General features: G+C 67.4%; 13 protein-coding genes. All 13 read right to left on the bottom strand.

Annotation, left to right across the window (positions count from 1 at the left end; genetic code table 11):
- Positions 1-28 precede the first annotated feature (28 nt).
- The 13 genes from WKC72_RS29810 to WKC72_RS29870 all read right to left on the bottom strand — a co-directional run bounded on the left by WKC72_RS29810 (position 29) and on the right by WKC72_RS29870 (position 15111).
- Complete coding sequence (locus WKC72_RS29810) at positions 29-1216, bottom strand: MlaD family protein (protein WP_370180591.1); 1188 nt, start codon at positions 1214-1216, stop codon at positions 29-31.
- Positions 1213-2262, bottom strand: coding sequence for an MCE family protein (locus WKC72_RS29815; protein WP_370180592.1), 1050 nt, complete (start codon positions 2260-2262; stop codon positions 1213-1215). Before WKC72_RS29815 ends, WKC72_RS29810 begins: the two co-directional genes overlap by 4 nt.
- Positions 2259-3350 (bottom strand): MCE family protein, encoded by a 1092-nt coding sequence (locus tag WKC72_RS29820; RefSeq protein ID WP_370180593.1) that lies wholly within the window; start codon positions 3348-3350, stop codon positions 2259-2261. Before WKC72_RS29820 ends, WKC72_RS29815 begins: the two co-directional genes overlap by 4 nt.
- On the bottom strand, positions 3347-4387 hold the full coding sequence (locus WKC72_RS29825) for an MCE family protein (protein WP_037244676.1): 1041 nt from the start codon (positions 4385-4387) through the stop codon (positions 3347-3349). The genes WKC72_RS29820 and WKC72_RS29825 overlap by 4 nt, the downstream gene beginning before the upstream one ends.
- Positions 4384-5400 (bottom strand): MCE family protein, encoded by a 1017-nt coding sequence (locus WKC72_RS29830; protein ID WP_037244674.1) that lies wholly within the window; start codon positions 5398-5400, stop codon positions 4384-4386. Before WKC72_RS29830 ends, WKC72_RS29825 begins: the two co-directional genes overlap by 4 nt.
- Positions 5397-6449, bottom strand: a complete 1053-nt coding sequence (locus WKC72_RS29835) for an MCE family protein (RefSeq protein ID WP_112302210.1) — start codon at positions 6447-6449, stop codon at positions 5397-5399. Before WKC72_RS29835 ends, WKC72_RS29830 begins: the two co-directional genes overlap by 4 nt.
- A complete protein-coding gene (locus WKC72_RS29840; protein ID WP_037244668.1) occupies positions 6449-7309 on the bottom strand; it encodes an ABC transporter permease in 861 nt (286 codons plus the stop codon). Before WKC72_RS29840 ends, WKC72_RS29835 begins: the two co-directional genes overlap by 1 nt.
- Entirely contained in the window at positions 7309-8118 is an 810-nt protein-coding gene (locus WKC72_RS29845) for an ABC transporter permease (RefSeq protein WP_005239607.1), read from the bottom strand. The genes WKC72_RS29840 and WKC72_RS29845 overlap by 1 nt, the downstream gene beginning before the upstream one ends.
- A 64-nt stretch (positions 8119-8182) precedes the next feature.
- On the bottom strand, positions 8183-9775 hold the full coding sequence (gene fadD5, locus WKC72_RS29850) for a fatty-acid--CoA ligase FadD5 (RefSeq protein ID WP_370180594.1): 1593 nt from the start codon (positions 9773-9775) through the stop codon (positions 8183-8185).
- Between the two features lie 126 nt (positions 9776-9901).
- Positions 9902-10693 (bottom strand): enoyl-CoA hydratase, encoded by a 792-nt coding sequence (locus tag WKC72_RS29855; RefSeq protein ID WP_370180595.1) that lies wholly within the window; start codon positions 10691-10693, stop codon positions 9902-9904.
- Positions 10690-11679, bottom strand: coding sequence for a nitronate monooxygenase family protein (locus WKC72_RS29860; RefSeq protein ID WP_112302208.1), 990 nt, complete (start codon positions 11677-11679; stop codon positions 10690-10692). Before WKC72_RS29860 ends, WKC72_RS29855 begins: the two co-directional genes overlap by 4 nt.
- Before the next feature lies 1 nt (position 11680).
- Complete coding sequence (locus WKC72_RS29865) at positions 11681-13855, bottom strand: 3-hydroxyacyl-CoA dehydrogenase NAD-binding domain-containing protein (RefSeq protein WP_370180596.1); 2175 nt, start codon at positions 13853-13855, stop codon at positions 11681-11683.
- 20 nt (positions 13856-13875) lie between these two features.
- Positions 13876-15111, bottom strand: a complete 1236-nt coding sequence (locus tag WKC72_RS29870) for an acetyl-CoA C-acetyltransferase (RefSeq protein ID WP_370180597.1) — start codon at positions 15109-15111, stop codon at positions 13876-13878.
- Between the last annotated feature and the right edge of the window lie 92 nt (positions 15112-15203).

Genomic DNA, 15203 nt, shown 5'->3' on the forward strand with positions numbered 1-15203 from the left:
ATGTTCTCTCCTCGGCTCGTGCGCGGACCTAGCGCGGGGTGTGCCCCGTGAGTGGGGGTTCGATCACCAGCGGATCGTCCGCGGCCGGCGGTCCGTAGACGCCGCCGTTCCTCGTCGCGTTCTCCTGACCCAGGTCGTCCGGTCGTGGAACGTTCACGGCGCCCCGCTGCTCCAGGTACTGCTGCGACTGGCACGTCCAATCCAGGGCGGGCCGACTCGGTTCCGCGTCGGTCACCAGACGGCGCGGGGCGTCGTACACGCACATCGGCCCCTGCGTTCCGACCAGGAGAAGGTCGGCGAGTCCGCCCTTCTCGATCGACGCGATCTTCGGCAGCGCGCCGGGCATGATCGTCAGGCCGTAGTCGAGGGAGGGTGTGCGGTCACCGACGATCCGGGTGGGGAGAACCAGATTCGCCATCAGGGCGCCCAGTGAGTCCCGATTTCCCGACAGCAACGAGTCCAGGCTGGCCATCGTCTGCGGCGAGCGCCCGAGCAGGTCGACGAGCGCGGAGTCGTGGGCCCGCAACTGTTCGAGGACGCTCCGGGCGGTGCTCGCCGATTCCGGCAGAGCGGCGGCGAGACCGTCCGCGGTGTCCAGGAGCGGCATGCCCTCGTTCACGATGGTCGACAATGCGTCGGTGCGGGTTTCGAGTGTCCGGGCGATCTCGGCGGAACCGTCGAGCAGGTTCTGCAGGTCGGGTCCCGTGCCCCCGAAGGCGGTGCCGAACGTGTCGGCCAGCGACGACAGAGCGGTGACGTCCATCGAGTTCACGAGGTTGGTGGTTTCGACGAGGGTCGCGTCGAGCGAGCGCGGGATTCCTTCCTCCGGAACCTCGACGACGTCGCCGTCCGCGAGGTACGGCGGGTCCGCGCCGTCGGGCATGATGTCGAGCGCCTGGATGCCGATCGCGTTCTCGGTGGTGATCTTCGCGGTCGAACCGGCAGGCACCCGGGTTCCGGGATGCAGTTCGATGCCGAGGACGACGCCCGTCCCTTCGGGGTTCACGTCGACGGAGCTGATCGTGCCCACTCCGACGCCGCGATAATTGACGGACGCTCCCTGGGCGAGGCCGGCGGCGTGGTCGAGCCGGGCACTCAGGTGAATGGGACTTCCGAACGTGTCCGGGCCGGCGACGTACCTCAGCCCGAACAGCATCGCGGCGATCGAGATCACGAGGAACAGGACCAACTGCGCCACCACGTGACGTGTCATCATCGGACGCCTCCGCCGAGTACCTCGGGCAGCGTGCGGGCTTCCGGCACCTCGAGCGGAGCCGATCCGGTGAGCAACTTGGCGATGACGGCGGTGACGTCGAACGTTCCGTCGAACGTCGTGTAGTCGCCGGGTGTGGCCGCGGCGAATCCGCCGAGGAACGTCGCCACCGAATTCAACGTCGGCGCGAGTTGTGACTCGAACCCGTCGAGTGCCGTGAGCACGGCTCCCGCGTCGCTGATCTCGGCCGACAGTTCGGATCCGGCGCTGCCGAGGACGTGCTGTGCCTCGCGACTGAGACGGGACGCCTCCCCCATCAGCGCGACGATCTGATCTCGTTGCGACACCAGGAGATCCACTGCAGGCGCGAGGCCGGTCATTGCCCGATCGAGGGTCGGTTGCCCCGCGGCGAGTTCCGCCGCGAAGGCATTGGACGCCACCATCGCCCGGTCGAGTTCGTCCCGATGGTCGTCGACGACGCCCAGTGTGTCGTTCAGCATGTCCACCAGTTCCCGGACCTTGTCCGAGCGGCCCGTGAAGGCGACGGTCAATTCGTTCATGATGGCGTGCATCTGGTCGATGCCGCTGCCGTTCAGCACGGTGGCCAGCGCGGCCAGGCCGCTCTCGATGTCGGGACCGCGCGACGTCCGATCCGAGGGGATGGTGTCGCCCTCGCTCATCGGCGCGCCCGCCGCGTCCCCGACGTCGAGCCGGACGAAGGGATTGCCGAGGGCCGTGGGCAATTCGATCCGGGCCGTCGCATCCCGCGGTATCGGGACGTCGTCGCGGATCCGCATCTCGATGTGAGCGGTGAAGTCCCGGGTCGACACGTCCGAGACACGGCCCACCACCTCCTGACCCACCCGGACCTCGGCGCCTGGGACCACGCGATCGACTCCGTCGAACTGCGCGGAGATCTGATACGACGGACCGTCCGGCGAACGGCCCACCGACAGATCCTGCAGGCTCAGCGAACACCCTGCGGCGGGCAGCGTCACACCGACGATCAGCGCCGCCGTCAGCGACTTCGTTTTCGTCCGGATCGTCATCGTCCTCCGACCATGAGTTCGCGCAACCCGAACGGGTCGGACATGCTGGGCGGAAATTGAATCGGGTTGGTGATTCCCGCTCCGCGGCAGAGGATCGGATCGACTACCGCGCAGAGCGGGGACGTCGGCTCGGCCTGCGCCAGGTTGGTGGAGATGTTCAGCCGGATGCGGGCGCGCTGGTCCGGGGTGACCGCGCGCTGAATGTTGTCGATCAGCAAGGGCACCAGATCCATGATCTCGGCGAGGTCGGTCTCGTGCCTCTGCAGCACCTCGCTCACTCCGGCGAGGTTGTCGATGCCGGCGGCGACGTCGCCGCCCCTGGCGGACACGAGTTGGTCGATCTGGTTCAGCAGCGCGGACAACTGGTTCACCGTGTCGCCGATCGCGAACTGCTGGCCGGCGAACTCGTCCCCGATCGCGGTGAGCGAACCGGCGAGTGAATCGACCTGCGCCTGACGCGACGAGATCGTGTTCACGAGCACCTCGAGGTTGTCGACGAGCGCGCCGACGTCCGCGCTGTTGCCTGCGATCACCGAACTCGCCTGCGACAGTGTGCGGATGGCGTCGTTCATCGCGGGACCGAGGCCGTCCGTGGACGCGGCGGCAGCGGAGATCGCGGCGCCGGCGTCGCCTCCGTCCGGGCCGAGCGCCTCGACGACGGTGTCGACGCTGTCCATCAACTGGTCCCAGGTGATGGGCGAATGACTGCGTTCGGGTGGAATGGTCTGCCCACTCTCGAACACCGGGCCGCCGGTGTACGCGGGACCGAGTTCCACGAAGCGCTCACCGATCGCGGACGTCACCAGCACGTACGCGTTCGCGTCCGCGGGCAGCACGACGTCCGACGCGACGGACATCGTGACCATCACGGTCGCACCTCTCGGCTCGACCGCCTCGACGGTGCCCACCGGAACACCGAGCACCGAGACCTTGGTGCCGGGGAACACGCCGTTGACGTAGGCGAATTCGGAATGCACGACGGTGGACGAGGTGCGGAAGATCAGCAGCCAGCCGGCCACGACGATCGCCACCACGAGGGCGAGCACGCCGCCGATCCCGGCGGCCCTGCGCGCGATGCCCGCGTTCACGAGCACCCCGTGATCAGCCCGACGACGCAGAGCAGGTTATCGGCGATCACGGCCGACGGCGCCGAGACGTCGGCCCAGTCACCGGTCCCGGTCGCGTTCACGAGTGCCCTCGCGGCCGGCGCACCCGTGGTCAGGAGCGCGTCGAGGTTCGCGAGGTTGGCCTGCAGCCGGTCCGTCACCTGTCTCGCGTTCGCGAGCAGTGAATCCAGCTCGGCGGTGTTCTCGCCCAGGAACTGGGATGCCTGTGCGACGAGCGCCTGGAGATCGTCGACCATCTGGCGGATGGCCGCACGCCGGGTGGCGAGCGTGTTCATCACGACGTCCGCGTTGCCGAGCAGGGTGGTGAGCTGATCTTGCTGACCGACCAGCACGTCCGTGAGGGTCCGCGAGCTGTCGAGTAGTTGCGTGACCTGATCGGCGTTCTTCGCCAGGATCGCGGACGCCGCACTCACACCCGCCAGTGCCTCCCGGTTGAGGTTCGCGTCCTGCGGCAACGTGTCCGTCACGACAGCGAGCATCTTCTGCAGTCCCCCGAGATCCAGTTCGTCCGCCGTCTCGATCGCGGACGACCCGATGTCGTCGAGTGAGTACGGAACGCTGGTGCGGCGGAGTGGAATCACCCCGTCGTCCTCCAGGTCTCCCGGCCCCGACGGTGCCACGTCCAGGTATCGCTTGCCGAGGATGGTCGACAGCTTCACCCCCGCGGACGTCGTCGATCCGAGGTGACGTTCACCGTCGAGCCGGAAGTGCACGACCACGTGATCGCCCGCCAGGACCACTCCGGTGACCCGGCCGGCGGGGACACCCGCCACGTACACGTAGTCCGAATCGGTCAGGCCCGCCGCGTTCGCGAGTTCGGCCGTGTAGCCGTCGGTCCGCACGGCGAAGCTCACCCGCGGGATCACCAGAACCAGCGCCAGCGCCAGTGTTGCCGCGAGAATTCCTGCGATCCCGACGATCAGCGGGTTGACGGGCCGCACTCGCTGATTTCCGGCCAGCGAGTCCCAGACGTCGCGCACCTTTTCGGTGACACTCATTGGCAGTACCTCGAATGCAGGTCGGGACCGAGGGCGCCTTCGCGACCGTCGACGTTGACGATGAAGGTGCACAGGTAGATGTTGAGCCACGAGCCGTACGAGCCCGAGCGGTCGACGGACGAGAAGAATTGCGGCATGGCCACCATCAGGTGATCGAATTCCGGGTTGGCGCCCAGCATCGCCCCCGTCAGCGAATGGAGCTGTTGCACGGTGCGGCTGAGTTCCGGGACGCGCCCGTCCACGATCTGCAGCGCCGAGCGGCTCACCGCCGCACTCTGATCGAGGGTGTCCATGAGAACCTCGTTGTTCTCGGCGAGCATTCCGGTGAACTGGGTGAGGCTGTCGACGAGGTGGGACAGCTCGGGACCCCGCGCCGCCGCCGTGCCCACCACCACCTCGAGGTTGCGGATGAGATCGCCGATCAGCTGGTCGTGATTCGCCAGGTTACCGGTGACGTCGGCCACCCTGCGCAGCAAAGTTTCCATGCTCGTCTTCCTGCCGTCGAACACTGCGACGACTTCGGTGGCGAGTGCGTTGACCTGTTTCGGGTCGATGGCGTCGAACAGTGGCTTGAATCCGTTGAAGAGACTGGTGAGATCGAGTGCGGGCGACGTTCGGTCGAGCGGGATCGTGTCGCCCTCCCCGAGCGTGCCCTCGCCCGACGGCCCGGCCGCGAGATCGAGATACCGGACCCCCAGCAGGTCGCCGTATCGGATGGCGACGGTGGTGTCGGCGGGAAGTTCCTGATCGCGCTGCACCTCGAAGTCCACCAGGGCGGCAGCACTTCCGGCGTCGCCGTCGACGATGTCGATCGAATCGACGCGTCCCACCCGCACGCCGGCGATGGTGACGTCGCTGCCGGGAGTGACACCCTGGGCGTCGGTGAACAACGCCTTGTACGTCACGGTCTGCCCCTCGACCGGCACCCGCAGAGTGTTCACCACGAGCACTGCCGAGAGGATGCCGAGAACGGCGAAGATCGCCAGTTTGATTGCCGAGTTCCGGACGCTCATCCTCCGCCACCTCCCCCGCAGTTCGGTCCGTCCACGCCGGGATACCGCGGGCAGTCGGCCGACGTGTAGGGCCGCGGGTTGGACAGGTCCGCGGCAACGCGGACCGCGAACTTGCCGGTGGAGAAGACGGCGGCGCCGGCCTCGCCGAACGGACCTGCCTCGTCGAGGGTGGCCCGCAGCAGATCGGACTTGCTGGCCATGGTGCCCAGGGTCGGCGAGACGTTCAGGGCCACCGCGATCATGTTGTCCGCGTTCTGTTCCAGTACGTCGCCGGAGTTCCTCGACACGACGAGTGAGGCGGCGAGGAAACCGGTGAAGCTGTCGGTGTTCTCGACGAGAGTGCTCGACAGGGACACCGCCGCGTCCATGGTGGCGAGGACGTCCGGTGCGGCCGCGGCCAGCTGCTCACTGATCCGGGCGATCTGCGGCGCCCGCTCCGCGACCGACTCGACGAGCGGCGCGGTCGATGTCGCCACCGTGTGGAGGCTGTCGATGGTGTGCCCCAACTGCTCGCCGCGGCCGCGTAACGCGTCCGCGACGGCGCTGAGTGCGGCCTGCATCTGCTCGGGCTTCACCCGCGACAGCATGTCGTAGACCTTCGAGTACAGGTCGTACATCTGCACGGTCTCTGCCGAGGTGTCGGGTTGCAGCCGCGCGCCGGCCTCGAGTCGGGCGCCGCCGGTTCCGGCGGTCGACACCAGCTCGACGGTCTGGTCGCCGAACAGCGTGCGGGGCACGACCCGCACCTGGACGGACGCCGGGATGTGACGCATCTGTTCCGGACGGAGACTGATGTCCATACCCGTCTCGTTCATTCCGGGGTCGACACTCGACACGGTCCCCACGGTCGCCCCCTTGTAGGACACCGTGGTGTGCGACTTCACTGCACCGGCGTCGGCCGGTAGCGTCGCTGTCACCACTGGATCGGTGACGATCGCACCGGTGCCGAAACCGACCAGCAGTGCCGATCCCAGGATCAGGACGGCCACTCCGATCACCCCCCGCACGGCGAGTGCGCCGTTGCCCGGTCCCCCCGGGCGGCCGCGCATCACGGCAACCCCAGGGCGGGGGCGGACGGGACGAGTCCCCACAGTGAGAGTGTCAGCAGCAGGTCGACGATGCCGATGGCGAGGATGCTGGTCCGCAAGGCGCGTCCGGCCGCACGGCCGACGCCCTCCGGGCCGCCGTACGCGTGGTACCCGTACGAGCAGTGGACGAGCGCGATGATCGTCGCGAACACGACAGCCTTGACGAACGAGTACACGACGTCGGTGGGTGTGAGCATGAGATGGAAGTAGTAGTCGTAGGTTCCGGCCGACTGCCCGCCGAACGTGACGATCACCAGCCGCGAAGCCAGGTACGACGACAGCAGGCCGACGATGTACAACGGGATCACACAGATCAGGCACGAGACGAGTCGTGTGCTCGCGAGGAACGGCAGCGACCGGATCGCCATCGCGTCCAGCGCGCTGATCTCCTCCGAGATGCGCATGGCTCCGAGCTGGGCGGTGAACCCGGTTCCGACCTTCGCCGCGAGCGCGATGCTGGCGATCACGGGCGCCAGTTCGCGGGTGTTGAGGATCGCTGACAGCAGTCCGGACAGGGATCCCATGCCGAGCAGGTCCAGTCCGCGCAGCCCCTCGATGCCCACCTGCGTCGCGGCGACGGCGGACATCGCGAAGACGACGCCGATCGCTCCGCCGCCGGCGAGCAGCGTGGCACCGCCGAAACTGATGTCGCCGATCTGACGCATGATGTGCCGCCAGTACTTCACGATCGCGAGGGGAACTCCGGCGATCACGCTGCCGTAGAACGTGAATTCCCGGCCCAGCCCCGTCATCAGGTCGAGGGGCTGGCGGGACCGGGCCCGCACCCAGTGCACGGCGGGCCATCTGGTGCTCACGACCATCAGTAACCACCTACCGGGACGACGAGAACGGAATAGAGCTGACTGAGCACCGTGTTGACGATGAAGACCAGGATGAAGGCCAGGACCACGGCCTCGTTGACGGCGTCGGCGACACCGCTGGGCCCGCCCTTGGCGTGCAGCCCCTTGAAGCTGGCGACTAGCGCCGACGTCACCGCGAACGCCATCGATTTGACGAGGGCGACCACGAAGTCCGACAACCGCGTGTACTGGGACAATGCGGTGAGAAAGCTTCCCGCCGAACTGTTCTGGACGACCACCTGGAAGAGGAAGCAGGCCGACACTCCGACGGCGGTGACCATCGCGCACAGTGCGACGCCGACGATCACCGCCGCGAGCACTCGCGGGACCACGAGCCGCTCGATCACGTTGAGCCCGAGTACCTCCATGGCCTCGACCTCTTCGCGGATCGTCCGCGAGCCGAGGTCGGCGCAGATCGCGGAACCTCCGACCCCGGCCAGCATCAGCGCGCAGACCAGGGCGGACGCCTGCCCGACGATCACGAACCCCACGACCGCCCCGGTGTACCCCTCGGCGCCGAGCTGACCGGCGAGGCTACCGATCGTGACGGCGATGAGGACTCCGATGGGGATCATCAACAGCAGGGCGGGCGCCGAGGTGACCGACGCGATCCGCCAGGCCTGGTCCAGCAGTTCCCGCCAGGCCAGTTTGCGCCGCACCAGAACTCGCACCGCGGCCACCGTAGTCGCGATCGAGAATCCGATGAGTGCGCCGACTTCGTTGGCGAAATGACTCACGGGCCCTTTGGCGGGTGGCAACTCGAATGTCACGCGGTCCTCCCCCGGTGCCGGTCACCGCAGAGCGGCGACCGGCCTCGAGATGGTCGATACGGGGTCAGACGACCGCGACGCCGGTTGCGCCGTGGGCCTTTCGGAGTTCGCCTTTGACGACCTTGCCGCTGGCGTTGCGGGGAAGTGCGTCGACGATCACGACGTCTTTCGGGTGCTTGTACCGGGCGAGCTTGTCGTCGAGCCACGCCGCGAGTTCGTCCACGGTCAGGTCGGATCCCTCGTCGTCGAGTGCGACGACGGCGACGGGCACCTCGGTCCACTTGGGATCGGGCCGGCCGACGACGGCGGCCTCCCGGATCCGCGGGTGTCCGAACAGGACGTTCTCCACCTCGGCGCAGTAGATGTTCTCGCCGCCGGAGATGATCATGTCCTTCTTTCTGTCGACGACGTAGACGAATCCTTCGTCGTCCTGCCGCACGAGATCTCCGGAGTGGAACCACCCACCGGCGAATGCGTCCGCCGTGGCGGCCGGGTTCTGCCAGTACTCGAGCATCATCGTCGGTCCGCGGTAGACGATTTCGCCGACGGTCCCGGGCGCGACGTCGTTCATGTCGTCGTCGACGACGCGCGTCTGGATCGTCGGGATCGGCTTGCCCACCGAACCCAGCTTGCGGATCGCGTCGTCCCCGTCGAGCACGCAGGTGATGGGCGACATCTCGGTCTGCCCGAACACCGCGACGATGAGCGCCTGCGGGAACGTGTCCGCCATGGTGCGCAGCACCGTATCCGAGGCGGGCGCCGCACCCCAGCTGATGACGCGGAGGGCGAGATCGCGACCCCGGACGGTCGGGTCGGCGCAGACGGCCTGCCACTGCACCGGCACGAGGAACACCGTCGTGATCCGCTCCTGCTCCCACACGTCGAGCATCTCGGTGGGGTTGAACGCCTTGAGCGGGTGAATCACCGTGGTGCTGCCGAGCATCAGCATCGGGGCGACGGAACCGAGTGCGGCCACGTGGAACACGGGGGACGCGAGGAATCCGATGTCGTCGCCGCGGTCGTAGCGCATCGCGCGGATGCAGGTGATGGATTGTCCGACCATGTTCGAGTGCGACAACACCGCACCCTTGGGTGTACCCGTCGTTCCGGACGTGTAGAGAATCAGGGACGGTGTGTCCTCGGGCAGATCGACGGGCGCATACGCCGGGCCGGCCTCCGACACGAGTTCTTCGTAACCGAGCACGTCGGCTTCCGTGTCGGCGCCGATGTTCACGACCAGGCTCAGTTCGGGAACGTCCTGACGCACCGCGGCGACCAGCGGCGCGAGCGCGGGCTCGGTGAACACCGCACGGGCCCCCGAGTCGCGGGCGATGAACGCGACCTCGGGCGGGGTGAGCCGGAAGTTGATGGGGACCGCGATGGCACCGAGGGCATTGATCGCGAGAACCGCTTCGAAGAACTCGGTGCGGTTGAGGGTGAGCAGCAGGACACGGTCGCCGAAGTTCACACCGCGCCGGGACAGTGCGCCGGCGAGCGCCTCTGATCGGTCGTGCAATTCGCGCCAGGTCGTACTGTGGCCGAGAAAGCGGAACGCGGCCTGATCGGGCTTCATCTCCGCGTGTGACGCAACCCAGTTGTTCCAGTGGTTGCGGCGGGATTGCAGTGGCTGCTCCAGCAGCTCGCTACGTGACGACATGTGGTGGTGGTCCCTTCGCTGTACTCGTGCCCGGCGCCCGTGTGCCTGTTCGGACCTGCACCGAGCTGTGACGAGTATTACAGATCTCGACGTCTATCGGAACAGTCTTGTTAACCGCAATTCGCATCAGTTCCGGAAGTTCGGAGCGCGTTTCGCGAGCATGGCGGTAACCCCTTCGACGAAGTCGGGGGCGTGCAGCAGTTCCGCCTGGCCCGCCTTCTCGCGGTCGAGTGCTGCATCCAGAGCTGTCAGCGTCGCTGCGGTGAGTGCCCGCTTGGTGAGTTCGATGGCCCGCCTCGGACCATTAGCCAGCCGGGCCGCCACGGCATCGACGTGCGTGCCGAGTTCGTCGGGAGGGAGGACACCCGCGATCAGGCCCTCCCGCTCCGCCTCCGCGGCTGGTAGGCGCTCGCCGAGGAGAGCCATCCGGGTGGCCCGCGCCCGGCCGATGGACGCCGCGATCAGCGCGCTGGAACCGCCGTCGGGCATCAGCCCGATGTTGACGAACGCGAGGAGTAGATACGCGGTCTCGGAGGCATACGTCAGATCGGCAGTCAGAGCGATGGACGCCCCGACCCCCGCGGCCGCCCCGTTCACCTGCGCGATGACCGGAACCGGCAACTCGACGATGGCACGAACCACCCTGTTCGCGGAGTCCATCACCACCTCCGCGGGTGCTTCCCGGCCTCCGGCCGCGGCGGCCGCCGCGAGGTCCGCGCCCGTGCTGAACGCCTTGCCCGCGCCCGCGATGACCACGACGCGAACAGTGGAGTCCGTGGCGGCTGCGGTCAGCACGTCGCCCAGCGCCGTCATGTGTGCCAGGTCGAGGGCATTCATCCGGTCGGGGCGGTCGATCGTGATCCGGAGGATCCCGGCCTCGTTGACGACGCGCAGCCCGTCGACCGCCGGGGCGGTCACGACACTGCTCCGATGCGCGAGTCGACCGTGCGCGCGAGCCGTCCGGTGATGATCGATTCCGCCTCCGTGACCATCCGGGTCACGAGCTCGCGCACGGTCGGGATGTCGTCGATCAGGCCCTGACTCTGTCCCGCGGTCCAGATTCCGGCGTCGAGATCGCCCGCTTCGAACACCGTGCGCCCCCGGGCTCCGGCGACGAGATGCTGGATGTCGGCGAATTCGCAGCCACGGGACTCGATGTCGACCACCTCGGTACTGACCGCGTTGGTCGCGACGCGGGCGGTGTTGCGAAGGGAACGGAAGATGAGTTCGGTGTCGCGTTCGGTGTTGGCGACGATCTGTTCCTTGACGGCGTGTGCAACCGGGGATTCGACGGTGCACATGAATCGGGTGCCCATGTTCACGCCGTCGGCGCCGAGTGCGAGCGCTGCGACGAGACCGCGCGCATCCGCGATACCGCCGGACGCGATCACGGGGATCGTGAGCTTTCGGGTGGCGGCCGGGATCAGGATCAGGCCCGCGACGTCGTCCTCACCGGGGTGGCCTGCGCATTCGAAGCCGTCGATGCTGACGGCGTCGACACCGACCTGTTCCGCCTTCACCGCGTGCCGCACGCTGGTGCACTTGTGGATCACCTTGATCCCCGCGTCCTTGAGGTGCGGGAGGTGGTCCACCGGATTGGAGCCGGCGGTCTCGACGATGCCGATTCCGGAATCGATGATCGCCTGGCGGTACTCGGCGTACGGCGGCGGATTGATCGACGGGAGGATGGTGAGATTCACGCCGAACGGTTTGTCGGTGAGCTCCCGCGTGCGGGCGATCTCCGCGACGAGATCTTCGGGAGTCGGCTGGGTGAGCGCGGTGAGAAATCCGAGCGCCCCCGAATCGGCGACGGCCGCGACGAGTTCGGCACGGCCGACCCACATCATGCCACCCTGGACGATCGGGTGCTCGACACCGAAGGCCTCGGTGAATTTCGTCCTCATGTCAGTTCACCTCTTCGAACGTGCCGCCCGCGGCGGCCTTGTCCAGCAGTAGCTGGGGTGGGAGGAATCGGTCCCCGTACCGCGCAGCCAGCAGCTGCGCACGCGAGACGAATCCCTGGATCCCACCCGGGTATTGGTCGATGTAGCGGGCCACGCCACCGGTCCAGCCCGGATAGCCGATGCCGAGGATGGAACCGACATTGGCGTCGGTGGTCGATTCGAGGACCCCCTCTTCCAGGCAGCGGACCGTCTCGACGGCCTCGATGAACAGCATTCGCTCCTTGATGTCCTCGAACGGAATCTCGGTGTGCGCACCGTCGCGCCGGAACGTCTCGAGCCCGGACCACAATCCGATCCGTCTACCGTCCGCGTACTCGTAGAAGCCGGCGCCTGTGGAGCGGCCTTTGCGGCCGAATTCGTCGATCATGCGATCGACGACGGCATCCGCCGGATGTGGCTCCCAGGTCTTCCCTTCGGCAAGTACCGCGGCCTTCGTCTCCTCGCGGATCTTGCGGGGCAGAGTGAGCGTGAGTTCGTCCATCAACGCGAGGACGGGAGCGGGATATCCGGCCTGCGACGCCGCCTGCTCGATCGACACCGGGGAGACGCCCTCGCCGAGCATCGCGATGCCCTCGTTGGTGAAGGTACCGATGACGCGGCTGGTGAAGAACCCGCGGCTGTCGTTGACGACGATCGGAGTCTTGCCGATCTGCCGGACCACGGCGAGCGCGCGTCCGAGAGCCTCGTCACTCGTCTTCTCCCCCTTGATGATCTCGACGAGGGGCATCTTGTCGACCGGCGAGAAGAAGTGCAGGCCGATGAAGTCCTCGGTGCGCGAGACGTTTTCGCCGAGGAGGGTGATCGGCAATGTCGACGTGTTGGAGCAGAGCAGTGCGTCGGGTGCGATGAAGCCGTCGATCTCGGCGAACACCGTGTTCTTCACGGCCGGGTCCTCGAACACGGCCTCGATGACCAGCTGGGCGCCCGCGGTGTCCTCGGGCCTGTCGGTAGGGAGGATCCGCGCGAGGATCGCTTCGGCCTTCTCGGGGGACGTCCGGCCCTTGGCGACAGCCTTGTCCAGAAGAGTCTTCGAGTACGCCTTGCCGTTCTCGGCCGCGGCCGGGCTCACGTCCTTCAGCACCACGTTCATGCCCGACTCGGCACACACGTACGCGATGGCGGCACCCATCATCCCCGCGCCGAGCACCGCGACCGTGCCGACAGGTGCGCGGCCGGCTCCGCCGTACCGCTTCACCAGACTGTTGGCCTTCTGCAGGTCGAAGAAGAACGCGCGGATCATGTTCTTCGAGATCTGCCCCGTCGCCAGCCCGGCGAAGTAGCGGTTCTCGATCTTCTGAGCCGTGTCGAAGTCGACGAGCGCGCCTTCGACGGCAGCGCTCATGATCGCGATCGGAGCCGGATAGGGCGCGCCTTTGAGCTGTTTCCGCAAATTGGCGGGGAAGGCGGGAAGATTTGCGGCCAGTGCCGGGGATGCGGGAGTTCCACCCGGAATCCGGTACCCCTTCACGTCCCACGGCTGCACTGCGTCGGGGTTGTCGGCGATCCACTTCTTCGCCGCCGGCACCAGGTGATCGACGTCGTCCACGAGTTCGTCGATCAGGCCGAGACCGTGCGCCTTCTCCGCTGTGTGGCGCTGTCCCTGCAGGAGAACCTGGGTGAGAGCGGGGACGACTCCGAGCAGGCGCACCGTCCGGACCACGCCGCCCCCGCCGGGAAGGAGACCGAGCGTCACCTCGGGGAGCCCGATCTGCACGCCTGCGGCATTCAGCGCGATCCGATGGTGGGTGGCGAGTACGATCTCGAGTCCGCCGCCGAGGGCGGCGCCACCGATGGCCGCGACGACGGGCCTGCCCAGCGTCTCCAGCCTGCGCAGTGGTTCCTTGATGCGGTCGACGTTCGCCATCACCGCCTCGGCCTGTCCCGCGCGGGACTTCAGGATGTCGTTGAGGTCGCCGCCGGCGAAGAAGGTCTTCTTCGCGGAGGTCACCACGACCCCGGCGATGGTGTCGCGCTCGGTGGTCAAGCGGTCGACGACCTCGCCCAGGGACACGATGAACCCCTCGTTCATCGTGTTCGCGGACTGGGCGGGGTCGTCGAGAACGAGGGTGACGATTCCGTCGGCGTCCTTCTCGTACCGAATTGTGCTGTCAGTCATGCTGTTCGCTTCTCCTGTGGTCAGTGCTGGATGCGTTCGACGACGGTCGCGATGCCCATGCCCGCGCCGACGCACAGGGTGGCCAGGCCGTAACGCTTGCCCCGGCGTTCGAGTTCGTCGAGCAACGTGCCGAGGATCATTGCGCCGGTAGCGCCCAGGGGGTGGCCCATCGCGATGGCGCCACCGTTCACGTTCACCTTGTCGAGCGGGATCTCGAGGTCCTTGGCGAACTTCAGCGCCACGGAGGCGAAGGCCTCGTTGATCTCGAACAGATCGATCTCGGAGACGTCGAGTCCGGCCTTCGCCAGCGCTTTGCGCGCCGACGGCGCGGGACCGGTGAGCATGATCGTCGACTCGGAGCCGATGACTGCCGTGGACACGATCCGGCCGCGCGGCGCGAGGCCCGCGCGCTCACCGGCTTCGGCGCTACCGATGAGCATCAGGGAGGCACCGTCGACGATCCCGGACGAGTTGCCGGCGTGGTGGACATGGTCGATCCGCTCCACCCAGTGATATTTCTGCAGTGCCACGGCGGAGAATCCGCCCTGCTCCCCGAGCGCGGCGAACGACGGCGTCAGCGCCGACAGGCCCTCGACGGTGGCGCCGGGCCGCATGTGCTCGTCCCGGTCGAGGACGACGACACCGTTGCGATCCCGCACCGGAACGACCGAACGGTCGAACCGTCCGTCAGCCCAGGCGTCGGCCGCCAGTTCCTGTGAGCGAACCGCGAACTCGTCGACCTGGGTGCGACCGAACCCCTCGAGGGTCGCGATGAGGTCGGCGCCGATCCCCTGCGGCACCATGTACGTGTCGTAGTTGGTCGCCGGATCGAGTCCCCATGCACCGCCGTCCGATCCCATGGGAACCTTCGACATGGATTCGACGCCACCCGCGAGAACGAAGTCTTCCCAGCCGGAGGCCACTTTCTGTGCGGCGAGGTTGACGGCCTCGAGCCCGGAGGCGCAGAAGCGGTTGATCTGGACACCCGCGACGGTCTCGGGCAGTCCGGCAGCCAGCGCCGCGACCCGCGGAAGCACGCCGCCCTGTTCACCCAGCGGCGACACGATGCCGAGCACGATGTCGTCGATCAGTGCCGGGTCCAGATTCGGATTCCGGACCTGGATCTCCTCGATCAACCCGACCGCCAGGTCGATGGGCTTGGTGCCGTGGAGGGCACCGTTGCTCTTGCCCCGTCCACGAGGGGTTCTGATCGCGTCGAAGATCAATGCCTGCCCGCTCTGCCGGGTTGCACTCATGATCCAGCTACCTCCGATAGTTCGAAATGTGACATCCAGGAGCGCACGACCGTCAGGAGACCGCGGACACATGCGAATTGCGGTTAACTTAT

This window comes from Rhodococcus wratislaviensis, assembly GCF_041228765.1.
GTDB lineage: Bacteria > Actinomycetota > Actinomycetes > Mycobacteriales > Mycobacteriaceae > Rhodococcus_F > Rhodococcus_F wratislaviensis.